The organism is Sphingomonas sp. CFBP 13603, from assembly GCF_014892665.1.
GTDB lineage: Bacteria > Pseudomonadota > Alphaproteobacteria > Sphingomonadales > Sphingomonadaceae > Sphingomonas.
Genome location: NZ_JADBIA010000002.1, coordinates 333,040 through 356,687, shown reverse-complemented (window position 1 = coordinate 356,687; position 23,648 = coordinate 333,040). Strand labels below are relative to the sequence as shown.

The following is a 23,648-nucleotide window of genomic DNA, read 5'->3' as shown; positions in this document are numbered from 1 at the left end:
CCGCCGCGGGGCTCTCCCCTGTTACTGCGTGCCGGCAGGCCGGAGCCTACCAGAAGATGTCGTACACCGTGTCGACCACGCGGCCGCTGTCGAGATCGACCAGCAACGCGTCGTTGTAATAACGCACCCAGCGATACGGACCGTAGGCTTCGGGCAGGCAGTAGGTGTACGGGTCCTGGATCCAGTAATTCTGGTTGTACAGAATGCTGTTCAGCGAAAACCCGACCCCGAAGCGACGATAGCCCGAACCCCAGCCGCTCGGCGCATAATAGCGCGGGAGGCGGTAGGCGCCGCGGTTCGACGCGCGGTAATTGCTCCAGGCATAACGGTTATCGTTACGCCAGCCGCGGTTCCACGCGCCGCCCTGGTTGTAACGGCCCTGGTTGTAGCCGCCACGGCCATAGCCCTGGACGTTGCCGTAAGCGCGGTTGGGCTGGCGGTTCTGATAGCCATCGCGGCCGCCGTTGCGCCAATCTCCCCGGTCATTGCGCCCGTCGTGGCGCCAATCGCCGCGCCCGCCGTTGCGATCGAACTGGTTGCGATCGGCCTGCTGGTTGCCGCGATCGAAACCGGGGCGTCCCTGGTCGCGGTTCCAGTCGGGGCGGTTTTGGCCGGCCTGCGGGTCGGGACGGGTTTGGCCGTTCCAAGCCTGTCCGTCGCCACGCTGCCCGCCGCGCTGCCCGCCGCGCTGCCCGTTCCAATCGGCACGGCCTTGACCATCTGGGCGGTCGCCGCGGACTTGCGGCTGCGTACCTAGATCGGCGCGTTGCGGGCGCTGGCCTTGATCGGGCGCGGCGGGGCGGTCGGGTCGCTGCTGCTGGAAGGGTTGTCCGTCCGGACGTGGGCCATGATCGCCGCGATCCTGACGCTGGCCGCGGTCGGGACGCTGGCCCCGGTCACCACGGTCCTGGTCGACCTGTTGCGCGGTCGCGGTCGATGCCATCATGGTTGCCGGCACCAACGCGGAAGCCGCCATCAAGAGTTTGAGAAACTTGCCCGTCATTGCCGTCGTCCTCGACTGCCGGCGCACGAGCCGGCTCCTATAATATGGCGGGTCTATTCGATCTCGTGTGTTGAGAGGCTGAATGGGTTCGTCAGCGATTAGACAGGTTTAGGCGGGATCAGTTGCTCGTCACTGGAAAGTACCCACCCCGGCGAAGGCCGGGGCCCAATTGGGGGCGGCAAGTAACGAAGCGCGCGATCGATTACTTCGGACGTTCCAATTGGGCCCCGGCCTTCCGGGGTGGTAGAAACCGCCGACATGTTCATCGCGAACCTTGTTCTCCCGCGAAGGCGGGAGCCCAGTCTGGACTCCCGCCTTCGCGGGAGAACATGCTTGGTTCTGAGGGAAGCGCCTATCGCGCTGGCGGCGGCATCAGCGCCGGCACCAGCCGCGCGGAGTCCGCCGGATCGATCCCCGGCCGCGGCCCGGCGGGGATCACCTCTTCTCCGCGCATCGCCCGCCCGGCACGTTGCACCGCCTCGACCACGCGCGGATACACCCCGCACCGGCACAGGTTCGTGATCTGCTCGCGGATCAGCGCTTCGCTCGGGTCCGCGTTGCGCTTCAGCAAAGCTGCCGCGGCCATGATCATCCCCGGGATGCAGAACCCGCATTGCGACACCGACTCCGCGATAAACGCCAGCTGGACCGGGTGATTGCGCTCGCGTGACAGCCCCTCGATCGTCGTGACGTACGCCCCTTCGATCGAACCGATCGGCACGCGGCAACTCCGCATAGCCCGTCCGTCGATATCCACCGTGCACGCACCGCACTGTCCGGTGCCGCAGCCATATTTGGTCCCCGTCAGGTTCGACGCATCGCGCAGTGCCCACAGCAGCGGCGTCTCGTTGTCGAGCTTGTATTCGATCGGTTCGTTGTTGACGGTGAAGCGGCTCATGCCCGCCGTCCTAGCTCGCCGGGAAGGATCGCACCACGCGGCATTGCCACGCGCCGTCGCCCCGGCTTATGTCGCGCGGATAATACCGCGAGGGGGCGCACCACGATGCACGTCGATACCAAATCCACACCAGCGGCCGGAGGCGATGCCAGCCACGGCTACGACGCGCCCGATCTGCGCGTGTTCGTGTTCGCGCTGTTCTTCATCTTCGGCGGCATCACCTCGCTGAACGACATCATCATCCCCAAGATGAAGGAGCTCTTCACGCTCGACCACGCGACCGCCATGCTGGTCCAGTCGGCGTTCTTCCTCGCCTATGCGCTGTTCTCGATCCCCGCTGCGGCGATCGTGCGCAAGGCCGGCTATATGCGGACCGCGTCGATCGGCCTCGTGACGATGACCGCGGGCTGCCTGTTGTTCATCCCCGCCGCCGGCCAGGCGAGCTTCGGCATGTTCCTGTTCGCGCTGTTCGTGCTCGGCGCCGGCATCACCGTGGTGCAGGTCGTCGCCAACCCGCTGATCTCGGCGCTCGGCCATCCCAAGTCCGCCTCGAGCCGGCTGACGTTCGCGCAGGCGTTCAACTCGCTCGGCACCACCATCTTCCCGTATGTCGGCTCCGCACTGATCCTCGGTGGGCTGGCCACGGTCGACTCCTCGACGCTCACCGGCGCCGCCCTTGATGCGTACCGGACGGAATCGTCGCGGACGGTCGTGCACACCTATATCGGCCTCGCGATCGCGCTGCTGATCGTCGCCGCGGTCGTGTGGACCCGCCGCAACCGGCTCAACGAGGAGCAAGATCAGACCGGCAGCATCTTCCACGCGTTCACGCTGCTGAAGCGCCCGCGGTTCGCGATGGGTACGGCGTGCATCTTCCTGTACGTCGGCGCCGAAGTCGCGGTCGGCTCGCTGATCGTGAACTATCTCATGCAGCCGAGCGTGATGGGCCTGAGCGACGTCGCGGCGGGCAAACATGTGCCGTTCTACTGGGGCGGCGCGCTGGTCGGCCGGTTCATCGGCGCGTACGTGCTGAACAAGGTCTCGCCGGGCAAGGTCCTCGCGGGCGTCGCGACGGGGACGCTGGCGCTGATCCTGATCTCGGCGAACACCGAGGGCGCTTTGTCGGGCTGGGCCTTGCTCGCGATCGGCCTGATGAACGCGGTGATGTTCCCGACGATCTTCTCGCTGGCGTCGGAAGGTCTCGGCAAGCGCGCGGCGGAAGGTTCGGGCGTGATCGCCACGGCGATCGTCGGCGGTGCGATTGTCCCGTATCTGACGGGGATGCTGGCGGACAAGTCGGGCAGCCTGCACTTCGCGCTGCTGCTCCCGGCGATCTGCTACGCGCTGATCCTGGCGTACGGGTTGTATGCGCGGAAGCCAGTGACGGAGGTCGCGGCCTAACCCCATCCGTCATCCTGGGCTCGACCCAGGATCCAAAGCCACGGACGCTCGCGCACGTGGCTTTGGATCCTGACTTTCGTCAGGATGACCGTGGTTTCGGCAGCATCGGCGCCGCCCGCCCGGTCGCGAGATCGGCATCGGAAAACCGGATCGGCGTACGCAGCCCGGGAACCGTCGACCCATCCGGCCGCGCGACGTCGATCGCCATCCCCCGCGCGACGACCTGCGGATCGTCGAAAGCCTGCGCGACCGTATTGATCGGCCCGGCCGGCACCCCGACCGCCTCCAGCCGCGCCAGCAAGGCCAGCTTAGGCACCAAAGACGTCGCCGCCTCGATCCCCGCGAACAGCAATTCCTTGAACGCCAACCGCCCGGCATTGGTCGCGAACCGCGGATCGTCGCGCATCTCGGGCAAGCCCATAGCGTCGCAGAACCGCCGGAACTGCCCGTCGTTGCCGACCGCCAGAATGAACCACCCATCGGCACACGGAAACACCGCATACGGACACACGTTCATATGCGCATTCCCCACCCGCGTCGGCGACACGCCGCTCGCAAACCAGTTCATCGCCTGGTTCGCCAGCACCCCGGTCATCGTGTCGAGCAGCGCCATGTCGATCTGCTGACCCCGGCCGGTGCGCTCGCGCATCGCCAACGCCGCCTGGATCGCGATCACGGAATATAGCCCGGTCATGATGTCGGCGAACGCGACGCCAATCTTCTGCGGCGCGCCGTCCGGCTCGCCGGTCAGGTCCATGATCCCGCTCATCCCCTGGACGATGAAGTCGTAGCCCGCGCGGGGGGCGTAAGGGCCGTCCTGTCCGAACCCCGTGATCGAGCAATAGACGACACGCGGATTGATCGCCGCAAGCGTGGCGTAGTCGAGCCCGTATTTGGCGAGCCCGCCGACCTTGAAGTTCTCGATCACGACATCGGCATCGGCGATCAGGTCGCGGACGATCGCTTGGCCTTCCTTAGTGGTAAAGTCGGCGACGACCGACCGCTTCCCACGGTTGGCGGCATGGAAATACGCAGCGTCACGGCTGCCGTCAGGGTTGTCGATAAACGGCGGCCCCCAGGTTCGCGTGTCGTCACCGGCCGGGCTCTCGACCTTGACGACGTCGGCACCGAGATCGGCAAGAACCTGTCCCGCCCAAGGACCCGCAAGGATCCGGGCGAGTTCGACCACCTTCAAACCGGCGAGGGGCGTGTCCTTCACCTATGTTCTCCCGCGAAGGCGGGAGCCCAGACTGGGTCCCCGCCTTCGCGGGGAAACAAACTGCCTAATTCGATCAAAACGCAGCGATACCCGTGATCGCCCGCCCGAGGATCAGGGCATGCACGTCATGCGCACCCTCATACGTGTTGACCGTCTCCAGGTTCATCAAATGACGCATCACCTGATACTCGCCAGAAATCCCATTCCCGCCATGCATGTCGCGAGACATCCGCGCAATATCGAGCGCCTTGCCGACGTTGTTGCGCTTCACGATCGAGACCATCTCAGGCGCGAATCGGCCCTCGTCCATCAGCCGCCCGACGCGCAACGACGCCTGCAGCCCGAGCGCGATCTCGGTCTCCATGTCCGCCAGCTTCTTTTGGAACAGCTGCCGCCCCGCGAGCGGCGTCCCGAACTGGTTCCGGTCCAGCCCGTATTGCCGCGCTGCATGGAAACAGAACTCCGCCGCACCTAGCGCACCCCAGGAAATTCCGTACCGCGCGCGATTGAGGCAGCCGAACGGCCCCTTCAACCCCTGCACGTCGGGCAGCAGCGCGTCATCGCCGACCTCGACCTCGTCCATCATCACCATCCCGGTGATCGACGCGCGCAACGACAGCTTGCCCTCGATCTTGGGCGTCTCCAGCCCCTTCATCCCGCGTTCCAGGATGAACCCGCGGATGCCCCCGCCATGCTCGTCGGACTTCGCCCAGATCACGAACACATCCGCAATCGGCGAGTTCGAGATCCACGTCTTCGCGCCCGAGATCACATAGCCGTTGGCCGTCTTCTTCGCGCGCGTCGTCATCCCGCCGGGATCCGACCCCGCATCCGGCTCGGTCAGCCCGAAGCAGCCGATCCATTCGCCGGTCGCGAGCTTGGGCAGGTATTTGCGCTTCTGCTCCTCGGACCCGAACGCGTTGATCGGGTACATCACGAGGCTCGACTGCACCGACATCATCGAGCGATAGCCCGAGTCGATCCGCTCTACCTCGCGCGCGACGAGGCCGTAGGCGACATAGGACGCGCCGACGCCGCCATATTCCTCGGGGATCGTCGGCCCAAGCAGCCCTAGCGCGCCCATCTCGCGGAAAATCGCGGGATCGGTATGCTCGTGCTGGAACGCGTCGATGATCCGGGGCGCGAGCTTGTCGTCGGCATAGGCCTTCGCGCTGTCGCGGATCATCCGCTCGTCCTCGCTCAACTGATCGTCGAGCAGGAACGGATCCGCCCAGTCGAACTTGCCCATCCCGGCCATATGAATCTCCTTCGTTGACCGCCGACTTCGTGGTTCGGCCAGCGAAAGTCCACCCCTGACGAGACGTTTACGCGTCGATCAGCGTCAGTACCGCGATCGTCACATGCTCGCGGTCGCCGATCGACTCGATGCGGTCGACCACCAGATCGGCGACGATATGCCCGCGCATCGCAAACTCCGCTTCGGGCAACGCGTCGATCCAGTCTCGAAGACCGGGTACGGGCGTCGCCGCGATCGTCAGCCGGTGCAGCGTGCCGACGAAGGTCGCGCTCGCCCACGGCGTGCACGCGATCGACTCGACGTGCATCGTCAGGCCTGCCGCCCCCGCATGGCCGCGAAGCGCGCGGATCAACAGCGTGCCCGCATCGGGGCCGCGGATCGCGTCCATCCTCACGCGCCGTGCCGTTCTATGAAGGTTTCGATCCGCGCCACCATCGGCGCGCGCGGCTGGCGACCGAGTCGGAGATCGTGGACCAACCGCGGATCCCCGACCGCCAACCGGCCGAATTTCGACGTCGGCATGCCGGTCTGCCGCAGATATCGGTCGATCTTGATGAGAACGGACATGGTCGCTCCTTCCTGTTCTGGTCCCGAGTCCCTGGCCGAGTCCTTGCCTGTGTTCTCGATCTGTTCCGGCAAATCCTACTTGTCTAGGAACATTCCTACGCTACGGTTCGGGCGTGGCTATAACCGTGTCAAATCCCGATCCAAGAACCGCGCTGGCAACGCTGGCCGCGGCGCGCGGCGACAGTCTGGCGGCGCTGTCGGCGATGCTGGGGCGCAACGCGGCGTATCTCCAGCAATATGTCCGGCGCGGATCGCCGCGGGTGCTCGGCGAACGCGACCGCCGATTGCTGTCGGACTATCTGGGTGTGAGCGAGGCAACGCTGGGCGCACCCGCCGACCGGCCGGCAGGGTTCCGCATCCGCAAGCTCGACGTCGCGGCGTCGGCGGGGCCGGGCGCGCTGGTCGACGGCGAGATCGTGCTTGGCACCGACATGCTCGACCCCGGCCTCGCGCGAAAACTCGGGCTAAGGGACGGGCAGGCGGCGATCATCCGCGTGCGCGGCAATTCGATGGAGCCGGGCCTGTTCGACGGTGATCACATCGTGGTCGACACGGCCGACCGTACGCCGCGCGCAAAGGGAGGTGTGTATGTCATCCGGATCGACGACGCGGTGATGGTGAAGCGCGTTGCCCTGGTACGCGGTGCGCTAGTGGCGACGAGCGATAATCCGGACGCGGCGGTTGTGCCTAGCGGAGCGATCGCCGTCATTGGCCGCGTGGTCTGGCAAATGCGCGAGCCGCGATAGCAGGCTGGCGTTCAATGCTTGAATCCTCCCCCGCAAGGGGGAGGTGTCGCCGAAGGTGACGGAGGGGGAGGACACGGAACGATGGTCATCGTTCGCCTCCCCCTCCGTCAGGCAAGTGCCTGCCACCTCCCCCTGGCGGGGGAGGATCGACGTGCCATTGATCCGCCGTTTACCGCCCCTGCAACTTGCTCAGGATAGTCATCGACTGTTCCGAGCCCGACTGCGGGACGATTTCGCCCGTGCGGTCGATGATCGCGTCCCAGTGCGCCGCGACACCCTCGACCGACAGGTCGTCGCCGGTCAGCAACTTGCCCTGCGTCAGCGTGACGTACGCCGCCTGGAACACGCCGGCGCCGGCACCGACGATCATGTTGGTCGGGGAATCCTCCGAGACGAGGAAGACTGCCGCTGGCGCGACCTTGTCGGGGGAGAAGGCCTTGAACGCTTCCTCGGGGAAGATGTCCTGCGTCATCCGCGTGCCCGCGGTGGGCGCGATCGTGTTGACCTTGATGTTGTTCTTCGCGCCCTCGATTGCGAGCGTCTTGGTCAGGCCGGCAAGACCCAGCTTGGCGGCGCCGTAGTTCGCCTGCCCGAAGTTGCCGTAGAGACCGGTCGACGACGCGGTCATCAGGATGCGGCCGTAATTCTGCGCGCGCATCGTGTCCCAGACCGCCTTGGTGGCGTTGGCCGAGCCATTCAGGTGGACGTCGACGACGAACTTGAAGTCGGCAGGCTCCATCTTGGCGAAGCTCTTGTCGCGCAACACGCCGGCGTTGTTGATGAGGATGTGGACGCCGCCCCATTTCTCGGAGGCGCGGGCGACCATCTCGACCATCTGGTCGTAGTCGGTGACGCTGCCGCCGTTCGATATCGCCTCGCCGCCGGCCGCTTCGATTTCCTCGACGACTTTCAGCGCGGCGTCGGAATGGCCGGTGCCGTCGCGTGATGCACCCAGATCGTTGACCACGACCTTCGCGCCGCGGCGGGCGAGTTCGAGCGCGTATTCACGACCCAGGCCACCGCCTGCGCCGGTGACGATCGCGACCCGATCTTCAAAGCTGATAGATTCATAGTTCTCAGACATGGAAAAGGCGCCCCTCTCTTATAGTTGGAGCGCCTTTCCTAGAACGTAAAGCCAGCTAGGCAAGCGGCAGGATCACCCGCCGCTTGCCGCCGGACTTACTTGCCGCCGCGGTTGCGGCAGCCGTCCTTGACCGTCTTCGAGCACACCGGATACTCGGCGGGTGCTGGCGTCGGCGGGGTCACGGTCGGCTGGCCGAACGTCACGCCACCGGCGGGTGCTGGCGGTGCCATCGGTGCGGCGGGTGCTGCTGCCGGATCGGCAGGAGCGGCCATCGCAGGATCGGCAGGCGCTGCGGGATCGGCCGGTGCCGCCTGGTCCGCGGGCGCGGTCTGCGCGGCGGGGTCTGCCGGCGGCGTCGTCTGGGCGATCACGGGCGACGCGAGAAGAGCGGCGGCAGCGAAGAGAATGGACTTCATACGAATCTCCTAAATGGGTGCACCATTTTGGTAGCGCGACGTCTGAACGCACTAAGTCGTGCTTGGGTCCTTCGTTTCGCATCCGATTCCATTCGCCCCACCGCGGGACAGTCTCGTTATCCGCCCGTATCGAGCGAATAGCCCGCCGAACGAACGGTGCGGATGATGTCCGGTCGCTCACCGACATTGATGGCTTTCCGCAGTCGCCGGATGTGCACGTCGACCGTCCGGCTCTCGATATCGCTGTCATGCCCCCACACCGCATCGAGCAGGCGTTCGCGCGAGAACACCCAGCCCGGATGCTCGAGGAAATGCTTCAGCAGCCGGAACTCGGTCGGTCCGAGCGACACGACTTCACCCGAGCGGCGGACCTTGTGCCCGACGGTGTCCATCTCGATGTCGGCATAGCTGAGCGCTTCGCCTGCAAGGGCAGGGCGGACGCGGCGCAATACCGCCCCGACGCGCGCGACGAGTTCGCGCGGCGAGAACGGCTTGGTCACGTAATCGTCGGCACCGGTTTCGAGGCCCCGCACGCGATCCTCCTCCTCACCACGCGCGGTCAGCATGATGATCGGCACGTTCTGCGTCTCGGGTGCGCGGCGCAGGCGACGACACACCTCGATCCCCGAAAGCCCCTCGACCATCCAGTCGAGCAGGACGATGTCGGGCACCTTCTCCTTGGCGAGCAGCAGCGCTTCCTCGCCATCGGGGGTATGCGCGATCTCGAAATCCTCGCGCTTGAAATGCCAGACCAGCAATTCGGCGAGGGCGGCGTCGTCCTCGACCAGCAGCATCTTCGCGCGTGCCATTATGCCTGCTCCTTCTTTATGCCGCGTTCGCGATCGACCATCTGCGTGCCGGTCGCGGCGAAATAGACCATCTCGGCGACGTTGGTGGCGTGGTCGCCGATCCGCTCGAGGTTCTTCGCGACGAACAGCAGATGCGCGACCTGGCTGATCGTCTTGGGGTTCTCGACCATGTAGGTCACCAGCGTGCGAAAAATGCTGTCGTAGAAATCGTCGAGCGCATTGTCGCTCTCGACCACCCGCACCGCTTCTTCCGCATCACGCGCGGCGAACGCGTCGAGCACGTCGTGGACCATCTCGCTCGCCATCCGGCCCATCGCGGGCAGGATCGAGATCGGCTCGATCCGGTGCTCGCTCTCGATCATCGGCACGCGCTTGGCGATGTTCTTGGCGTAGTCGCCGATCCGCTCGACCACGCCCGCGATCTTCAGCGCGGCGACCACCTCGCGAAGATCGACCGCCATCGGCGCGCGCAGGGCGATGATCCGCACCGCGAGCCGCTCGACCTCCGCCTCGATGACGTCGATCTGCTTGTCGGCGACGCGGACCTGCTCGGCGAGCGCGAGGTCGTTGCGTTGCAGCGCCTGCATCGCCTTGTCGATAGCGTCCTCGGCGAGCCCGCCCATCTGCGAGATCAACCCGCGGAGCTCGCCGATGTCGTTGTCGAAGGCCTTGACCGTATGCGTGTTCATGGTCGTTTCCCGACTCAGCCGTAACGGCCGGTGATGTAATCCTTGGTCCGCTCTTCGCGGGGATTGGTGAAGATGTCCGAGGTGTTGCCGTATTCGACCAGCGTGCCGAGGTGGAAGAACGCGGTCTTCTGGCTGACGCGCGCCGCCTGCTGCATGTTGTGCGTGACGATCACCATCGCGTAGCGGCCGCGCAGTTCGTGGATCAGCTCCTCGATCTTGGCGGTCGCGATCGGATCGAGTGCCGAGCACGGTTCGTCCATCAGGATGACCTCGGGATCGACCGCGATCGCACGCGCGATGCACAGCCGCTGCTGCTGGCCGCCCGATAGCGCAGTACCGCTGTCCGAGAGGCGATCCTTGACCTCGTCCCACAGGCCCGCACGGCGCAGGGACTTCTCGACGATCCGGTCGAGGTCCGCCTTCGCGCCGGCCAGCCCATGGATGCGCGGGCCGTAGGCGACGTTCTCGTAGATCGATTTCGGGAACGGGTTGGGCTTCTGGAACACCATGCCGACGCGGGCGCGGAGCTGCACCACGTCCATGTCGGGCGAATAGATGTCCTGGCCGTCGAGCTTGATCTCGCCGGTGACGCGCGCGCTGGCAACGGTGTCGTTCATGCGGTTGAGCGTGCGCAGGAAGGTCGACTTGCCGCAGCCCGACGGGCCGATGAACGCGACCACCTCGTCCTGGTCGACGTCGATCGAGACGTCGTTGATCGCGATCTTGCTGCCGTAGGCGACGGAGACGTTGCGCGCCGTCATCTTGAGGATGGGGGGCTTAGAATGTTTTGGCATCACCAGCGGGTCTCGAATCGGTTGCGGAGGTAGATCGCGACGCCGTTCATCGCGAGCAGGAACACGAGCAGGACGATGATCGCGGCGGAGGTCTTCTCGACGAAGCCGCGGCTGACCTGATCGGACCACAGGAAGATCTGGACGGGCAGCACGGTCGCGGGGTCGCTTAGCCCGGACGGTGGGGCTGCAATGAACGCGCGCATGCCGATCATCAGCAGCGGCGCGGTCTCGCCGAGCGCACGCGCCATGCCGATGATGGTGCCGGTGAGGATGCCGGGCAGCGCGAGCGGCAGGACGTGGTGGAAGACGACCTGCACCGGCGACGCGCCGATCCCGAGCGCGGCATCGCGGATCGATGGGGGGACGGCCTTGATCGCGTTGCGCCCGGCGATGACGATGACGGGCATCGTCATCAGCGCGAGCGTCAGGCCGCCCACTATAGGTGCCGAGCGGGGCATGCCGAACGTGCCGAGGAACACGGCCAACCCGAGCAGGCCGAAGATGATCGAAGGGACCGCCGCGAGGTTGTTGATCGACACCTCGATCAGGTCGGTCCAGCGGTTTTTCGGCGCATATTCCTCGAGGTACAGCGCCGACAGCACGCCGATCGGGAACGCCAGCAACAGCGTGACGATCATCGTCAGCAGCGAGCCCTTGAACGCCCCCCAGATCCCGACGCGCGTCGCATCGGTCGAGTCCGCCGAGGTGAGGAAGCCCGCGTTGAACCCACGGGTCAGCGCGCCGCTCGCCTTCAGCCGCGCGACGATCGCTTCGGCATCGCGCGTGCCGTTGCCCTTGGCGGCGACGTCGATCGGGCTGGAGACGGGGACTTCGAACACGCTCTTGCGCTGCAGCAGCGACGGGTCGGCCTTGATCGCATCGCGGACCACCGCCCAGGCGCCGTCGGACAGCAGGTCGGTGCCGTCCTTGCCGAACGCCTTGGTCGCGGCGAGGTCGACGGTGCCTTCCAGCCCTGCGCCGGCGAGTGCGAGATCGGCGCCGCGACCGACGAGGCGGGCGGGCTCGATCGGCAGCTTGGCAGCGGCGAGATCGACCGGGAGCGACACGCGCGTCTCCACGAACCCGCTCGCGCCCTGCATCACCATCGTGATCAGCAGATAGGCGAGGAACGCGGCGGACAGCCACACCGCGGCGAGCCCGGCGAAGCGGAAGCGGCGTTCGGATGCGTAGCGGCGGCGGATGCGCGATTGCATCGCCTGCGTCGCCCAGTCGGTCGGCACGCGGCGCACCGGTTCGGCATTGGTCACCGGAAGTTGGGGCACGAGCGTGTCACTCATAGGCTTCACGGTACCGTTTGACGACGCGCAGCGCGACGATGTTGAGAAGGAGCGTGACCACGAACAGCGTCAGGCCGAGCGCGAATGCGGCAAGCGTCTTGGGGCTGTCGAACTCGGCCTCGCCGGTCAGCAGGTCGACGATCTGTTTGGTGACCGTGGTGGTGCTGGCGAACGGGTTGAGCGTCAGCGTGGCGACGCCGGACGCGGCCATCACGACGATCATCGTCTCGCCAATCGCCCGCGAAACGGCGAGCAACACGCCCCCGACCACACCGGGCAGGGCTGCGGGGAGCAGCACGCGGCGAATCGTCTCGGACGAGGTCGCGCCCATCGCGAGGCTCCCGTCGCGCATCGACGAGGGCACCGCTGCGATCGAATCGTCCGCCATCGACGACACGAACGGGATGATCATGATGCCCATCACGAGGCCGGCGGCCAGCGCGCTTTCCGACGACGCCCAGCTGATCCCGACTGATACGGCAAGGTCACGCACCGCCGGCGCGACGGTCAGCGCGGCGAAATAACCGTAGACGACGGTCGGCACGCCCGCGAGCACCTCGAGGATCGGCTTCATCCACTTGCGCGTGTTCGGCGCGGCATATTGCGTGAGGTAGATCGCGCTCATCAACCCGAACGGAATGGCGACGATCATCGCGATCACCGCGCCGATGAAGAACGTTCCCCAGAACAACGGCACCGCGCCGAGCGACGCGCCCGGATCGCGTGCGTCGATGACCTGCGGGCTCCAGTGCGTGCCGAACAGGAAGTCGGTGATCGGCACTACGTGAAAGAACCGCGCGGACTCGTACAGCAGCGACGCGACGATGCCGACCGTGGTCAGGATCGCGATCAGCGACGCACCGAGCAGCATCAGCATAACGACCCGCTCGACCTGCGTCCGTGCACCGAACCCGGGCTTCACGCGGGTGAAGGCGAACGCACCGCCGGCGAAGGCGAGCAGCAACGCGGCGGCGGTGGCGATCCAGTCGTAGCGCGATTGTGCCGCGGCGTAGGAGGGGGCGAGCGTGCGGGCGAGCCCGTGGAACGCGCCGAAGCTGCGACCTTCCGCGAGGCTACGCGCTTCGGACAGGATCGAGGCGCGGTCGAAGCCGGGCGGGGGGAGCTGGATCGCGGCTGGCGTGGCGAGCACGGCATCGGTGACGAGCGCGGGTGCGGTCATCGACCAGACGACGAGGAAGACGAGCGGCGGGATCGCGGTCCACAACGCGACGTACCAGCCGTGATGCGACGGCAGCGAGCTGAACCGCACGGTGCTGCCGGCGCGGAAGCGCGTGGCGCGGACGCGCGCGGTCAGCCAGCCGATGAGGCCTAGGCCGAGGACGAGGAAGAGGAGGGCTATGGGGGACATCAGGCGTGCCCTCCTAGAGCAACCACCCCGGCGGAGGCCGGGGCCCAATTGGGGAGGTCGAAGTAACGACGGGCTGTGCTCACCAATGCAACGGTGCCCAATTGGGCCCCGGCCTTCGCCGGGGTGGTCGTGAAACGATCAGCCCGCATCGCAAGCCTCTCGTTCCCCCGCGGACGCGGGGGTCCAGCTAAGCCAGGATAGCGCGTGTGGCTCCGGGGCCCCCGCGTTCGCGGGGGAACTAGGGAGGAGGTGCGGCTATGCGAAACACACATCACGACAACACCGCCGGATCCAGCACAGTCTCGTTCGCGATAATCGCCGCCGACCGCGCCTGAACCGCCGCCGGCGAAGCAATCAACCCCCGCTTCACCAACGGCCCCGTCGCCCCCCAGTTCGCCGCATACAGCTTCAACAAGTTGCGCAGTCCCGGGATCGCGGTCAGATGCGCCTTCTTCACATAGATATACAGCGGCCGAGACCCCGGATACGCGTTGTCCGCGATCGTCGCATAGGTTGGCGCCACACCCGAGATCGACACCCCGTTCACGTCGTCCTTGTTCTCTTCGAGATAGCTATACCCGAACACGCCGATCGCATTGGGGTTCGACTGCAATTTCTGGACGATCAGATTGTCGTTCTCGCCCGCATCGACGTACACGCCGTCCTCGCGCACCCGCGTACACAGCGCCTTGTGCGCCTCGGCATCCGACTTCGCGAGCGCCTTGGCCGAAGGATCGCTCGCCTCGCACCCCTTGGTCAGGATCAGCTCGGCCAGCGCATCGCGAGTGCCACTGGTGGCCGGTGGCCCGTAGACCTGGATCGGCACCGCGGGCAGCGCAGGATTGACGTCGCGCCAGACCCGAGCCGTGTTCACCTTGCCCCCCGGATTGGCGGCGAGCGCCTTGTAGAGATCGGTCGGGGTCAGCTGCATCTTGGGGCCGTTCTTCGCCTCGGCAAAGGCGATCCCGTCGATCCCGACCTGGATCTCGATCACGTCGCGCACGCCGTTCTTAGCGCACGTCGCGTACTCGCTTGCCTTCATCCGCCGCGACGCATCCTCGATATCGGGATGCGCCGCACCGACGCCGGCACAGAACAGCTTCATCCCTGCGCCCGTCCCGGTCGATTCGATCACCGGCGCCTTCGCATCGGGATCGTTCGCGACAAGCTGCTCGGCGATCATCGTCGTGAACGGATAGACCGTCGACGACCCGACCGCGGTGATCTGGTCGCGCGAGCCCGCCCCGCCACCGTTCGCCTGATCGACGCACGCGGCCAGAGCCCCAAACACCCCTAGAAGAACGAACCGCTGCACCAGAATTCCCGTCATGCACCGGCCTTAGCGGTACTTAAGACGATCCTGTGTGACACTTGGGTTACCCTTTTATGACAGCGCCTTTGGTCGCCCCGCCGCTCGGGGGCAGGATGACCGAAACGACTGTCCCGACGCCGACCTGACTCGCGATATCGAGCCGACCGCGGTGCCGCTCGACGATGTGCTTGACGATCGCCAGCCCGAGCCCCGTGCCGCCCAACGACCGGCTGCGCCCGGCATCGGCGCGATAGAAGCGCTCGGTCAGCCGCGGAATGTGCACCGCCGCGATCCCGTCGCCCTCGTCGCGAATCGACAGGCGGATCATCCCGGCATCGTCGCGCTTCAGGTCGATCGTCACCGGCGTCCCGGCGCGCCCGTATTTCATCGCGTTGCCGATAAGGTTGTGGAGCATCTGCGACAGCTGGACGCGGTCGCCCGACACCGCGGCGATACCCGGATCGATCGTCGCGACCAGATCCCGCCCGCGATCGCCCGCCGCATCCGCCAGTTCCTCACGCGTATCCTCCACGAGACGCGCGAGATCGACCGCCTGATCGGGCAGGCGAAACTTCTCCGCCTCGATGCGCGACAACGAGATCAGATCCTCGACCAGCCGCTGCATCCGTCGCGCCTCGTCGTCCATCACCTTCAGGAACCGCGCGCGAACCTCGGCATCCTCGCCGGCTTCGTCACGGAGTGTCTCGATAAATCCGAGAATAGAAGCCAGGGGCGTGCGAAGTTCGTGGCTCGCATTGGCGACGAAATCGATCCGCATCCGTTCGGCGGCATAGTTGCCGGTCTGGTCGACGAGGTGGACGATCCGCTGGCCCTCCGACGTCTCGCTGAGCAGCATCTCCCAGCGCTGATCGCGCGTGCCGAGCCCGACCAGTTCGATCGGCCGCTCGCCGTCGATCGGCCCCGGCGTCCCGAGACGCTCGGCGGCGGCAGGATGGCGGATTGCGACGCGCGCGTCCTCGCCAAGGATATGCGCGCCGAGCAACGTCCGCGCAGCACGATTGGCGACCACCACGCGACCATCTTCCACCAGCATCACCGGCGCGACGATCGCATCCAGCACATCGTCGAGCACCGACGGCGACACGCTCGTCGCGTCGTCCAGGGCAGGCGCCTCGTCCCCGGTGCCGGCAGCCACCAGCGCGGCGGCGATCCCGCCAACCAGCGCGACGATCGCGCCCTGCACGTCGCGTGTGATCGCGAACACCGCGACGGCGGCGACGAATACGACGACGATCGCCCAAAATGTGCGCAGGCCAAATCCGGAAAGCATCATGGTCTCCAAGGCGCGTGTACGCGGCGCCGTTGCGTCCTAGTTCGATACGATCCGCACGGCTATATTGTCAGCGCTTCAGGATTGTGAAAGGGCTTCGGTATAACTGGGGGGTATAGCAGGGGCACCATGAGCGACGATACCCGACCCGACCAGGATCAGATGCCGGATACCGACGTCCCGACACGCCGCCGCGTCCTCGCGCTCGGTGCGGTTGGCGCAGGGGCGGTCGTGTCGATCCGTCCCGCGCTCGCGCAGACCGTGGGTTCGGTGCTGACTTGCGAAATCGCAGTACCCGACCGGAGCCGCGCGGGCGGCTATATCGATCGCGACGGCAAGGTCGTTCCGGCGCGTACGAAGGGCGCGTTCCCGCCATCGAACCGCGCGTTCAAGGGCGAAGAGGTCAGGCGCGCGATGGCCAATGGCAGCACGCTTCCGGGCACCGATTCGGACCGCAGCCGCGCCTACGTCAAATATATCCGCCGGTTGCAGCGTGGCCAGGGCGGCTTCACCTGCTTCGCTTCGTTGCAGATGCCGCGCGGCTGAGGCCGTGCAGGCCGTGATCGACAAAGCGGCCGTGCAGCCCGCGATCTTTCGAGCGCCCGAAGAGGGCGGCCTGCTGATCGCACCGCTCGACGAATTCACCGCGGTCTATCATCGCGCGTCCGGCATCACGCACCTCCTGACCGAACCCGCACCGCAGATTCTCGCGATACTCGGCGAGGGCACGTTGTCGCTCGATGCGCTGCTCGGTCGTCTGGGCGACGACTATGACCTCGAAGACGCGGATCGTGATGCGTTGGCGGCGCGGCTAGACGAGTTGATCGAAGCCGGGCTCGTCGAGCGCCTGTGAGGCATGCCTTCTCCGTTCGCATCGGCCCGGTCGGTTTTCGCATCGGCTCCGACTGGCGCGCGCCGATCGACCAACTCGAAACGCTGTATCGCGACTATCCGAAGCCCGAAGACGGCGTAGCGGACTTCACCGTCCGCCTGTTCGCGCGCCGACCGTGGCGCCGGCTGATCCGCCCCTCGGTCGAGATCGGCGGCGATTACATGCTACCCGAAGCCGCACCCTTGCCGCTCCGGCAAGGCCTGCTCGCGGCGGAAATGGCGATGAACCTCCAGATGGCGCTGGGCGCGCGGCGCTATCTCCTACTGCACGCGTCCGCGGTCGAGCGCGATGGCCGGGCGTTGCTGATGACCGGCGAGTCCGGCGCGGGGAAGTCGACGCTCGCGACGTTGCTCGCGGCGAAGGGCTGGCGGTTCATGGGCGACGAATTCGCGCTGCTCGATCCCGCGACCGGTCTGGTGCACGCCTTCCCGCGCCTGATCAGCCTGAAGAACGCTGGCGTAGCCGCGGCCGAGGCGGCATGGTCGAACGCGCGGATGGGGCCGCTGATGCCGGCGACGCCCAAGGGCGACATCCGCCACATGGTCCCCGACGCGCGGGCGATCGGCGCGATGGACGTGCCCGCCATCCCTGCGTTGCTGCTGTTCCCGCGCTACGGTTTCGAGCCGGACACGCGGCCGGTGCCCCCTGCCGAGGCGTTCATCAGGATGACGCAGGCGTCGACCAATTACACCGCGCTCGGCGAAGCTGGGTTCCGTGCGCTGACCACACTGATCGCGGGCGTCCTCTCGGTGGCGATCGACTATCCCGATGGTCCGCACGCGATCGCGCAGGTCGAGGCGCTGTGGGCAACATTGTGACCGACGCCCGGATCCTCGCGCGCGCCCTCGCCGATCCCGCCAGCGTCGCCTGGCTCGATGCGGACGGCTGGACCGCGTTGCTCGCGATGGCGCGGGCGGAGCAATTGATCGGCACGCTGTCGGTGCGGCTCGACGGCCTGCCCATGCCGGGTGCGGTGAAAAGAATCCTCGCCGACGCGCGTGCCGCCGCCGAGCAGGGCCGCCGCGCCGCGCTGTGGGAGGCGGAGATGGCGCGCCGCGCGCTCGCGTCGGTCGACTGTCCGGTCGTGCTGCTGAAGGGTACCGCGTTCGTCGCGGCTGGGCTGTCCGCGGGGCAGGGGCGATCGATCGGCGATCTCGATATCCTGGTGCCACGCCCCGCGCTCGATGCGGTCGAGGCGGCGCTGCTTGCCGCGGGCTGGGAGTGGGTGAAGCCCGACCCGTATGACGACGCCTATTACCGCCGCTGGATGCACGAGCTCCCGCCGCTGATCCACCGCGAGCGCGACCGGATGATCGACGTCCACCACACGATCCTGCCGCTGACCGCACGGATCACGCCGGATGCGGACGCGCTGATCGCCGACAGTGTTCCGCTCGGCAACGGTCTGCGTACGCTGTCCTCGAACGGCATGATCGTCCACGCCGCCGCGCACCTGTTCGCCGACGGCGATCTGGCGGGTGGCCTGCGTAATCTGTGGGATATCCGGTGCCTCGTCGAGGAGTTCGGCACCGAAGGCCTGGATGCGGACGCTCGCAGGCACGGTCTGCACCGAAAGGTCGCGCGATCGTTAAGACTGGTGGAGGCACTGTTCGGTGACGGCGAGGCACACGGTATCGATCGTCTCTTCCTGCGCCGGCTGATCGCGCGCGACGACTGGGGCAGGCCGACCCGCCCCATTACGCGTCTCGTCTTCTATATCCGCTCGCACTGGCTGCGCATGCCGCCGGCGATGCTCGCGCGCCATCTCTGGACCAAGTGGCGAAAGGCCTAGTGCAGCGTGCGGAGCCGCGGCGGTCGACTGCTGCGGATCAGCGCGATGATCCCGACCACCACCGCAATCGCGATCGTATCGGCGATCCAGTCGCGAATGTCGCAATCCCGGTGCAGCGACGGGATCGATTGCAGCACCTCGACCATCGCGCCGAGGAAGGACAGCCGTTCGAGCACCTTCAGCGCACGCGCGGCTGGATAGGCGAACGACGCCAGCGCCGCGAGCGTCGCGAAGGCGAGCATGTGCTCGAACTTGTCGCCAAAGCGATCGATCGGCATGTGCGGCGGCTTGGGCAGCAAGGCCATCGTCAGCGCGAACACGATCGCGGCGGCCAGCAGCACCTGGAAAAGACGCGTCAAATCGCGTTCCTGCCTCATCGGGCCAATCCTTCCAGCGTCGGCAGCAAGTCTTCATACCCATCGATCACCGCGTCGGCGCCGAGCTCCGCGACCGGCTGCATCAGGAAGCCGAAGCTGCACGCGATCGTCGGCAGTCCCGCCGCTTTCCCGGCCTGGATGTCGAAGATCGAATCGCCGACGAACGCCGCGCGTCCTTCTCCACCCCCGGACTTCCGACAGAGCCGTACCATCTCGTGAATCGGCATCGGCGACGGCTTCGATTCCGCCATCGTATCGCCGCCGAGAATACACGCGAACCGGTCGGTCAGCCCGAGTTCGCCGAGCACGGTCCGCGCGAACCGTTCGATCTTGTTGGTGACGATGCCCAGCGTGACACCCGTCGCCGCCAGAGCATCCAGCGCATCGATCACGCCCGGATAAGGCTTTGTCAGCACGCAGATATTCGCCTCGTAATAGGCGAGCAGGTCCGCGTGCAGCGTGTCGAGCATCGCCTCGTCATAGCCGCCGGTCGCGGTCAGGCCCTGCTTGAGCATGTGCCGCGCGCCGCCGCCGATCATCGGCTTGACCTGCTCGACGGTCAGGGGCGGGCGATCGACCGATGCGAGCGCGTGGTTGACCGCGGCGGCAAGGTCTCCACTGGTGTCGAGCAACGTGCCGTCGAGGTCGAACCCGACGATATCGAAAGAAAAATGCGTCATTGCGTGCGGGCCTGCCAGCGACGCTATGGAATTGGCAAGGCTTTCGTGGCAGCGATCCTTCCATGACGACGCATTCCAACGACCAACCGTTTTCGGCGCAGTCCTCCGCGCGCATCCCCGCGCACCCGATCGCAGTCGTGATCCTCGCCGCCGGCAAGGGCACGCGGATGAAATCCGACCTGCACAAGGTGCTCCACCCGATCGCCGGACGGCCGATGCTGCTGCACCTGGTCGCGAGCGCGGCGGCGCTGCATCCGGCAAGGACCGTCGTGGTGACCGGGGCAGGGCGCGAGCAGGTCGAAAAGGCGGTCGCGCCGCTCGGCATCGCCACCGCGCTTCAGGCCGAACAACTCGGCACCGGCCACGCGGTCGCACAGGCGCGCGAGGCCCTGGCGGGGTTCGAGGGCGACGTGCTGATCCTCTACGGCGATGTCCCGCTGGTCACCGCAGCGACGATGCAGCGGATGATCGACCGGTTGGAAAGCGACGATACGCCCGCCGTCGTCGTGCTCGGCTTTCGACCTGCAGAGCCCGGCGCCTATGGTCGCGTCATCGCCGACGCCGCGGGCCGAATGGACCGGATCGTCGAGTATAAGGACGCGTCGGAGGCGGAACGCGCGGTGACCCTGTGCAACTCCGGGCTGATGGCGGTGCGCTCGGCCGACCTGTTCGCGCTGCTCGACCGGCTCGGGAACGACAATGCGGCGGGCGAATATTACCTCACCGATATCGTCGGTCTGGCGGGCGCCAACGGCCGCTCGTCCGCGGTCATCGAAACCGGCGCGGACGAAGTCGCCGGCGTCAACAGCCGCGGTGAACTCGCCGGCGTCGAAGCCTCATGGCAGGCCACGCGCCGCGCGCAGGCGATGGTCGACGGCGCGACATTGATCGCCCCGGACACCGTCTGGTTCTCGCACGACACGCAACTCGGTCGCGACGTCGTGATCGAACCCAACGTCGTCTTCGGCCCCGGCGCGCGCATTGCGGACGGCGCGACGATCCACGCATTCAGCCACGTCGAGGGCGCCTCGGTCGGCAAGGGCGCGAACGTAGGGCCTTTCGCCCGTCTCCGTCCCGGCGCAGACCTGCGTGCGGATGCTAAGGTCGGCAACTTCGTCGAGGTAAAGAAGGCGGTCATCGGCGAAGGCGCGAAGGTCAGCCACCTCACCTATATCGGCGACGCGGACATCGGCGCGGGCGCGAACATCGGCGCGGGCACGATCACCTGCAATTACGACGGCTATTTCAAATACCGGACCGTCGTCGGCGAGGGCGCGTTCATCGGCTCGAACTCCGCGCTGGTCGCACCCGTCACGATCGGCGCAGGCGCCATCGTCGCCGCGGGATCGGTCGTGACACAGGACGTCGAGACCGACGCGTTGGCGATCGTCCGCCCGCCGCAGATCGCCAAGCCCGGCTGGGCCAAGCGCTTTCGAGAGCGGATGCTGGCAAGGAAGCGGTCATGAGGGCGGTCGCGCTCGTTGCCGTGCTGGCGCTGGCAGGTTGCGCAACGCCGCAGGTTTCGCGCGACGCGATCCCGCCGATGCTCGCGATCGAGCGCGCGGCGGGCTTGGCACCCGGCGCCTATCCCGGCGTCTTCGTGATGACGGTTCGCGCGTCGGGCCGGCAGGGCGCCAGCCTCTATCTCAATTCGGAAAGCGATTACCGAGACCCGCGCAACCTGTCTTTCGAGGTTCGGCCGATTGCGCAGGCGCAACTCGAAGCGCGGTTGGGCGCGCCCGCAGAGACTGTGCTGCAGGGACGGACGATCCGCGTCGACGGCGAGGCGCGCCGGGTGCGGATCGACTTCACCGCGGACGGTCGCCCGACCGGCAAACATTACTACCAGACCCATGTCGTCATCGAGCGGGGCGAACAGCTCCTCTCGGTCGACTGAACGAACGGACGGACGGACTATATGTGTGGCATCGTTGGAATTCTGAGCGGCGAAGACGTCGCGGGCCGTTTGCTCGATGGCCTCAAGCGGCTCGAATATCGCGGCTATGACTCGGCCGGGATCGCCACCGACAATGACGGCGCGATCGACCGCCGGCGCGCGTCGGGCAAGCTCGTCAATCTTGCGAACGAACTCGCCGCGCATCCGCTGCCCGGCAAGACCGGTATCGCGCATACGCGTTGGGCGACGCATGGCGGCCCGACGACCAACAATGCACACCCGCACGCGACCGGCGAGGTCGCGGTGGTCCACAACGGCATCATCGAGAACTTCAAACCGCTGCGCGACGAACTGATCGCGCGCGGCCGGACGTTCACCAGCGAGACCGACACCGAAGTCGTCGCGCATCTCGTCAGCGAGAAGATCGAGGCGGGCATGGACCCGATCGCTGCGGTCCGCGACGTGCTGCCCCGCCTGCACGGTGCGTTCGCGCTCGCGATTCTATTCCGCCAGCATCCCGACCTGCTGATCGGCGCGCGCCTCGGCTCGCCTTTGGTCGTCGGTCATGGCGAGGGCGAGATGTACCTCGGCTCCGACGCGCTCGCGCTCGCGCCGCTGACGCAGCGGATCGCGTATCTCGACGAGGGCGACTGGGTCGTGCTGACGCGCGACGGAGCGCAGGTCTACGACCGCGACAATGCTCCCGTCGAGCGCGCGATCACGCTGTCCGGGATCACCGGCGAGGTGATCTCGAAGGGCAACCACAAGCATTACATGCTCAAGGAGATCTACGAGCAGCCGATTGTCGTCGCGCAGACGCTCCGATCGTACCTCAAGCGGATGGAAGGCGAGGTGTCGCTGCCGATCCCCGAGTTCGACCTGTCCACGATTAAGCGCGTGACGATCGTCGCATGCGGGACGAGCTTCTACGCCGGCATGGTCGCCAAATACTGGTTCGAGCAGTTCGCGCGCGTCCCCGTCGATCTCGATGTCGCCTCCGAGTTCCGCTACCGCGCGCCAGTGATGGAAGACGGCGGCCTTGCGCTTTTCATCTCGCAGTCGGGCGAGACCGCCGACACGCTCGCGGCGTTGCGTCATGCGAAGGCCGAGGGCCAGAAGATCGCGGTCGTCGTCAACGTGCCGACCAGCTCGATGGCGCGCGAGGCGGACCTGCTGCTGCCGACGCATGCGGGCCCCGAGATCGGCGTAGCCTCGACCAAGGCGTTCACCTGTCAGCTTGCCGTGCTCGCCGCACTCGCCGCGAACCTGGCGCGCGCGAAGGGTTTGCTGACGAGGGACCAGGAACGCGAGATCGTCCGCCACCTCGCCGAGGCGCCCGCCGCGCTCAACGGCGCGCTCGCGTATGACGAGGCGATCGAGGCGATGGCGCACAACATCGCCGGCGCGCGCGACGTGCTGTATCTTGGCCGCGGGACGGATTACCCGCTGGCGCTCGAGGGCGCGTTGAAGCTGAAGGAAATCAGCTACATCCATGCCGAGGGCTATGCCGCGGGCGAGATGAAGCACGGCCCGATCGCGCTGATCGACGAGCACGTCCCGGTCATCGTCATCGCGCCGTCGGGACCGCTGTTCGACAAGACCGTTAGCAACATGCAGGAAGTCATGGCGCGCGGCGGCAAGGTCGTGCTGATCTCGGATTACGACGGCATCCAGGCCGCCGGCGAAGGCTGCATGGCGACGATCACCATGCCCAAGGTCCACCCGCTGATCGCGCCTTTGGTGTACGCTGTACCGGTCCAGTTGCTTGCGTATCATGTGGCGGTGCTCAAGGGCACGGACGTTGACCAGCCGCGTAATCTGGCGAAGAGCGTGACGGTCGAATAATCTGTTCCCCC

Annotated in this window: 26 protein-coding genes; 9 read left to right on the top strand and 17 right to left on the bottom strand. The window is 66.6% G+C overall.

Annotated features, from left to right (window positions below; translation table 11 throughout):
* Positions 1-46: 46 nt before the first annotated feature.
* Both IFR23_RS04525 and IFR23_RS04520 read right to left on the bottom strand, forming a co-directional pair.
* On the bottom strand, positions 47-1,003 hold the full coding sequence (locus IFR23_RS04525; protein WP_192974865.1) for an RcnB family protein: 957 nt from the start codon (positions 1,001-1,003) through the stop codon (positions 47-49).
* A 352-nt stretch (positions 1,004-1,355) separates the two neighbouring features.
* On the bottom strand, positions 1,356-1,901 hold the full coding sequence (locus IFR23_RS04520; RefSeq protein WP_192974864.1) for a (2Fe-2S)-binding protein: 546 nt from the start codon (positions 1,899-1,901) through the stop codon (positions 1,356-1,358).
* A gap of 105 nt (positions 1,902-2,006) precedes the next feature.
* Between IFR23_RS04520 and IFR23_RS04515 the strand changes: the two genes are divergently transcribed.
* The gene (locus tag IFR23_RS04515) at positions 2,007-3,302 is read left to right on the top strand and encodes a sugar MFS transporter (RefSeq protein WP_192974863.1); all 1,296 of its coding nucleotides are present in this window, start codon (positions 2,007-2,009) and stop codon (positions 3,300-3,302) included.
* Between the two features lie 79 nt (positions 3,303-3,381).
* Here the strand turns inward: IFR23_RS04515 and IFR23_RS04510 are convergent, their stop codons facing one another.
* The 4 genes from IFR23_RS04510 to IFR23_RS04495 all read right to left on the bottom strand — a co-directional run bounded on the left by IFR23_RS04510 (position 3,382) and on the right by IFR23_RS04495 (position 6,346).
* Entirely contained in the window at positions 3,382-4,521 is a 1,140-nt protein-coding gene (locus IFR23_RS04510) for a CoA transferase (protein WP_192974862.1), read from the bottom strand.
* 73 nt (positions 4,522-4,594) lie between these two features.
* Positions 4,595-5,779, bottom strand: coding sequence for an acyl-CoA dehydrogenase (locus IFR23_RS04505; RefSeq protein ID WP_056055772.1), 1,185 nt, complete (start codon positions 5,777-5,779; stop codon positions 4,595-4,597).
* A 67-nt stretch (positions 5,780-5,846) separates the two neighbouring features.
* Positions 5,847-6,167: a hypothetical protein gene (locus tag IFR23_RS04500; RefSeq protein ID WP_192974861.1), complete on the bottom strand. Its 321-nt coding sequence runs from the start codon at positions 6,165-6,167 to the stop codon at positions 5,847-5,849.
* A gap of 2 nt (positions 6,168-6,169) precedes the next feature.
* A complete protein-coding gene (locus tag IFR23_RS04495) occupies positions 6,170-6,346 on the bottom strand; it encodes a hypothetical protein (protein ID WP_192974860.1) in 177 nt (58 codons plus the stop codon).
* A gap of 113 nt (positions 6,347-6,459) precedes the next feature.
* On the opposite strand from IFR23_RS04495, the gene IFR23_RS04490 reads away from it, so the two are divergent.
* The gene (locus IFR23_RS04490) at positions 6,460-7,092 is read left to right on the top strand and encodes a S24 family peptidase (RefSeq protein WP_342344868.1); all 633 of its coding nucleotides are present in this window, start codon (positions 6,460-6,462) and stop codon (positions 7,090-7,092) included.
* Positions 7,093-7,261: 169 nt separating this feature from the next.
* Here IFR23_RS04490 and IFR23_RS04485 read toward each other — a convergent pair whose 3' ends face one another.
* The 9 genes from IFR23_RS04485 to IFR23_RS04445 all read right to left on the bottom strand — a co-directional run bounded on the left by IFR23_RS04485 (position 7,262) and on the right by IFR23_RS04445 (position 16,154).
* A complete protein-coding gene (locus IFR23_RS04485) occupies positions 7,262-8,176 on the bottom strand; it encodes an SDR family NAD(P)-dependent oxidoreductase (RefSeq protein WP_192974859.1) in 915 nt (304 codons plus the stop codon).
* A 95-nt stretch (positions 8,177-8,271) separates the two neighbouring features.
* On the bottom strand, positions 8,272-8,592 hold the full coding sequence (locus tag IFR23_RS04480; RefSeq protein ID WP_056057295.1) for a hypothetical protein: 321 nt from the start codon (positions 8,590-8,592) through the stop codon (positions 8,272-8,274).
* 116 nt (positions 8,593-8,708) lie between these two features.
* Positions 8,709-9,401 (bottom strand): phosphate regulon transcriptional regulator PhoB, encoded by a 693-nt coding sequence (gene phoB / locus IFR23_RS04475; RefSeq protein WP_055873047.1) that lies wholly within the window; start codon positions 9,399-9,401, stop codon positions 8,709-8,711.
* Positions 9,401-10,090, bottom strand: a complete 690-nt coding sequence (gene phoU / locus IFR23_RS04470) for a phosphate signaling complex protein PhoU (protein WP_056489018.1) — start codon at positions 10,088-10,090, stop codon at positions 9,401-9,403. The genes phoB and phoU overlap by 1 nt, the downstream gene beginning before the upstream one ends.
* 14 nt (positions 10,091-10,104) lie before the next feature.
* Complete coding sequence (gene pstB / locus IFR23_RS04465; RefSeq protein ID WP_056489020.1) at positions 10,105-10,884, bottom strand: phosphate ABC transporter ATP-binding protein PstB; 780 nt, start codon at positions 10,882-10,884, stop codon at positions 10,105-10,107.
* The gene (pstA, locus tag IFR23_RS04460; RefSeq protein WP_192974858.1) at positions 10,884-12,182 is read right to left on the bottom strand and encodes a phosphate ABC transporter permease PstA; all 1,299 of its coding nucleotides are present in this window, start codon (positions 12,180-12,182) and stop codon (positions 10,884-10,886) included. The genes pstB and pstA overlap by 1 nt, the downstream gene beginning before the upstream one ends.
* Positions 12,175-13,551 (bottom strand): phosphate ABC transporter permease subunit PstC, encoded by a 1,377-nt coding sequence (gene pstC / locus IFR23_RS04455; protein WP_192974857.1) that lies wholly within the window; start codon positions 13,549-13,551, stop codon positions 12,175-12,177. The genes pstA and pstC overlap by 8 nt, the downstream gene beginning before the upstream one ends.
* A gap of 271 nt (positions 13,552-13,822) precedes the next feature.
* The gene (locus IFR23_RS04450; protein WP_192974856.1) at positions 13,823-14,881 is read right to left on the bottom strand and encodes a substrate-binding domain-containing protein; all 1,059 of its coding nucleotides are present in this window, start codon (positions 14,879-14,881) and stop codon (positions 13,823-13,825) included.
* 46 nt (positions 14,882-14,927) lie between these two features.
* Complete coding sequence (locus IFR23_RS04445) at positions 14,928-16,154, bottom strand: ATP-binding protein (RefSeq protein ID WP_192239075.1); 1,227 nt, start codon at positions 16,152-16,154, stop codon at positions 14,928-14,930.
* A gap of 129 nt (positions 16,155-16,283) precedes the next feature.
* Here IFR23_RS04445 and IFR23_RS04440 point away from each other — a divergent pair, with 129 nt between their 5' ends.
* Genes IFR23_RS04440 through IFR23_RS04430 form a run of 4 tightly spaced genes read left to right on the top strand, consistent with a single transcriptional unit; the run spans position 16,284 to position 18,838 of the window.
* The gene (locus IFR23_RS04440) at positions 16,284-16,700 is read left to right on the top strand and encodes a hypothetical protein (protein ID WP_107962681.1); all 417 of its coding nucleotides are present in this window, start codon (positions 16,284-16,286) and stop codon (positions 16,698-16,700) included.
* 13 nt (positions 16,701-16,713) lie between these two features.
* Positions 16,714-17,007: an HPr-rel-A system PqqD family peptide chaperone gene (locus IFR23_RS04435; RefSeq protein ID WP_342344867.1), complete on the top strand. Its 294-nt coding sequence runs from the start codon at positions 16,714-16,716 to the stop codon at positions 17,005-17,007.
* Entirely contained in the window at positions 17,004-17,864 is an 861-nt protein-coding gene (locus tag IFR23_RS20135; protein ID WP_342344866.1) for an HprK-related kinase A, read from the top strand. Before IFR23_RS04435 ends, IFR23_RS20135 begins: the two co-directional genes overlap by 4 nt.
* Positions 17,861-18,838 carry a nucleotidyltransferase domain-containing protein gene (locus tag IFR23_RS04430; protein WP_342344865.1) on the top strand — a complete coding sequence of 326 codons (978 nt, stop codon included), beginning with the start codon at positions 17,861-17,863 and terminating at the stop codon, positions 18,836-18,838. Before IFR23_RS20135 ends, IFR23_RS04430 begins: the two co-directional genes overlap by 4 nt.
* Here IFR23_RS04430 and IFR23_RS04425 read toward each other — a convergent pair.
* Both IFR23_RS04425 and IFR23_RS04420 read right to left on the bottom strand, forming a co-directional pair.
* Positions 18,835-19,197 (bottom strand): hypothetical protein, encoded by a 363-nt coding sequence (locus IFR23_RS04425; protein WP_244647412.1) that lies wholly within the window; start codon positions 19,195-19,197, stop codon positions 18,835-18,837. The two genes, IFR23_RS04430 and IFR23_RS04425, sit on opposite strands and share 4 nt — an antisense overlap.
* 14 nt (positions 19,198-19,211) lie before the next feature.
* Entirely contained in the window at positions 19,212-19,895 is a 684-nt protein-coding gene (locus tag IFR23_RS04420; protein WP_192974854.1) for an HAD family hydrolase, read from the bottom strand.
* A 62-nt stretch (positions 19,896-19,957) separates the two neighbouring features.
* Here IFR23_RS04420 and glmU point away from each other — a divergent pair, with 62 nt between their 5' ends.
* Genes glmU through glmS form a run of 3 tightly spaced genes read left to right on the top strand, consistent with a single transcriptional unit; the run spans position 19,958 to position 23,637 of the window.
* Positions 19,958-21,361, top strand: coding sequence for a bifunctional UDP-N-acetylglucosamine diphosphorylase/glucosamine-1-phosphate N-acetyltransferase GlmU (glmU, locus tag IFR23_RS04415; protein ID WP_192974853.1), 1,404 nt, complete (start codon positions 19,958-19,960; stop codon positions 21,359-21,361).
* A complete protein-coding gene (locus tag IFR23_RS04410) occupies positions 21,358-21,792 on the top strand; it encodes a hypothetical protein (RefSeq protein ID WP_192974852.1) in 435 nt (144 codons plus the stop codon). The genes glmU and IFR23_RS04410 overlap by 4 nt, the downstream gene beginning before the upstream one ends.
* A gap of 21 nt (positions 21,793-21,813) precedes the next feature.
* On the top strand, positions 21,814-23,637 hold the full coding sequence (gene glmS / locus IFR23_RS04405; protein WP_192974851.1) for a glutamine--fructose-6-phosphate transaminase (isomerizing): 1,824 nt from the start codon (positions 21,814-21,816) through the stop codon (positions 23,635-23,637).
* Positions 23,638-23,648: the final 11 nt, after the last annotated feature.

What these genes read in the sequence shown, in the direction of transcription:
- IFR23_RS04525 (WP_192974865.1), bottom strand. Translation starts at nt 1,003, where the DNA reads ATGACGGGCAAGTTTCTCAAACTCTTGATGGCGGCTTCCGCGTTGGTG.
- IFR23_RS04520 (WP_192974864.1), bottom strand. Translation starts at nt 1,901, where the DNA reads ATGAGCCGCTTCACCGTCAACAACGAACCGATCGAATACAAGCTCGAC.
- IFR23_RS04515 (WP_192974863.1), top strand. Translation starts at nt 2,007, where the DNA reads ATGCACGTCGATACCAAATCCACACCAGCGGCCGGAGGCGATGCCAGC.
- IFR23_RS04505 (WP_056055772.1), bottom strand. Translation starts at nt 5,779, where the DNA reads ATGGCCGGGATGGGCAAGTTCGACTGGGCGGATCCGTTCCTGCTCGAC.
- IFR23_RS04500 (WP_192974861.1), bottom strand. Translation starts at nt 6,167, where the DNA reads ATGGACGCGATCCGCGGCCCCGATGCGGGCACGCTGTTGATCCGCGCG.
- IFR23_RS04495 (WP_192974860.1), bottom strand. Translation starts at nt 6,346, where the DNA reads ATGTCCGTTCTCATCAAGATCGACCGATATCTGCGGCAGACCGGCATG.
- IFR23_RS04485 (WP_192974859.1), bottom strand. Translation starts at nt 8,176, where the DNA reads ATGTCTGAGAACTATGAATCTATCAGCTTTGAAGATCGGGTCGCGATC.
- IFR23_RS04480 (WP_056057295.1), bottom strand. Translation starts at nt 8,592, where the DNA reads ATGAAGTCCATTCTCTTCGCTGCCGCCGCTCTTCTCGCGTCGCCCGTG.
- phoB (WP_055873047.1), bottom strand. Translation starts at nt 9,401, where the DNA reads ATGGCACGCGCGAAGATGCTGCTGGTCGAGGACGACGCCGCCCTCGCC.
- phoU (WP_056489018.1), bottom strand. Translation starts at nt 10,090, where the DNA reads ATGAACACGCATACGGTCAAGGCCTTCGACAACGACATCGGCGAGCTC.
- pstB (WP_056489020.1), bottom strand. Translation starts at nt 10,884, where the DNA reads ATGCCAAAACATTCTAAGCCCCCCATCCTCAAGATGACGGCGCGCAAC.
- pstA (WP_192974858.1), bottom strand. Translation starts at nt 12,182, where the DNA reads ATGAGTGACACGCTCGTGCCCCAACTTCCGGTGACCAATGCCGAACCG.
- pstC (WP_192974857.1), bottom strand. Translation starts at nt 13,551, where the DNA reads ATGTCCCCCATAGCCCTCCTCTTCCTCGTCCTCGGCCTAGGCCTCATC.
- IFR23_RS04450 (WP_192974856.1), bottom strand. Translation starts at nt 14,881, where the DNA reads ATGACGGGAATTCTGGTGCAGCGGTTCGTTCTTCTAGGGGTGTTTGGG.
- IFR23_RS04445 (WP_192239075.1), bottom strand. Translation starts at nt 16,154, where the DNA reads ATGCTTTCCGGATTTGGCCTGCGCACATTTTGGGCGATCGTCGTCGTA.
- IFR23_RS04440 (WP_107962681.1), top strand. Translation starts at nt 16,284, where the DNA reads ATGAGCGACGATACCCGACCCGACCAGGATCAGATGCCGGATACCGAC.
- IFR23_RS04420 (WP_192974854.1), bottom strand. Translation starts at nt 19,895, where the DNA reads ATGACGCATTTTTCTTTCGATATCGTCGGGTTCGACCTCGACGGCACG.
- glmU (WP_192974853.1), top strand. Translation starts at nt 19,958, where the DNA reads ATGACGACGCATTCCAACGACCAACCGTTTTCGGCGCAGTCCTCCGCG.
- IFR23_RS04410 (WP_192974852.1), top strand. Translation starts at nt 21,358, where the DNA reads ATGAGGGCGGTCGCGCTCGTTGCCGTGCTGGCGCTGGCAGGTTGCGCA.
- glmS (WP_192974851.1), top strand. Translation starts at nt 21,814, where the DNA reads ATGTGTGGCATCGTTGGAATTCTGAGCGGCGAAGACGTCGCGGGCCGT.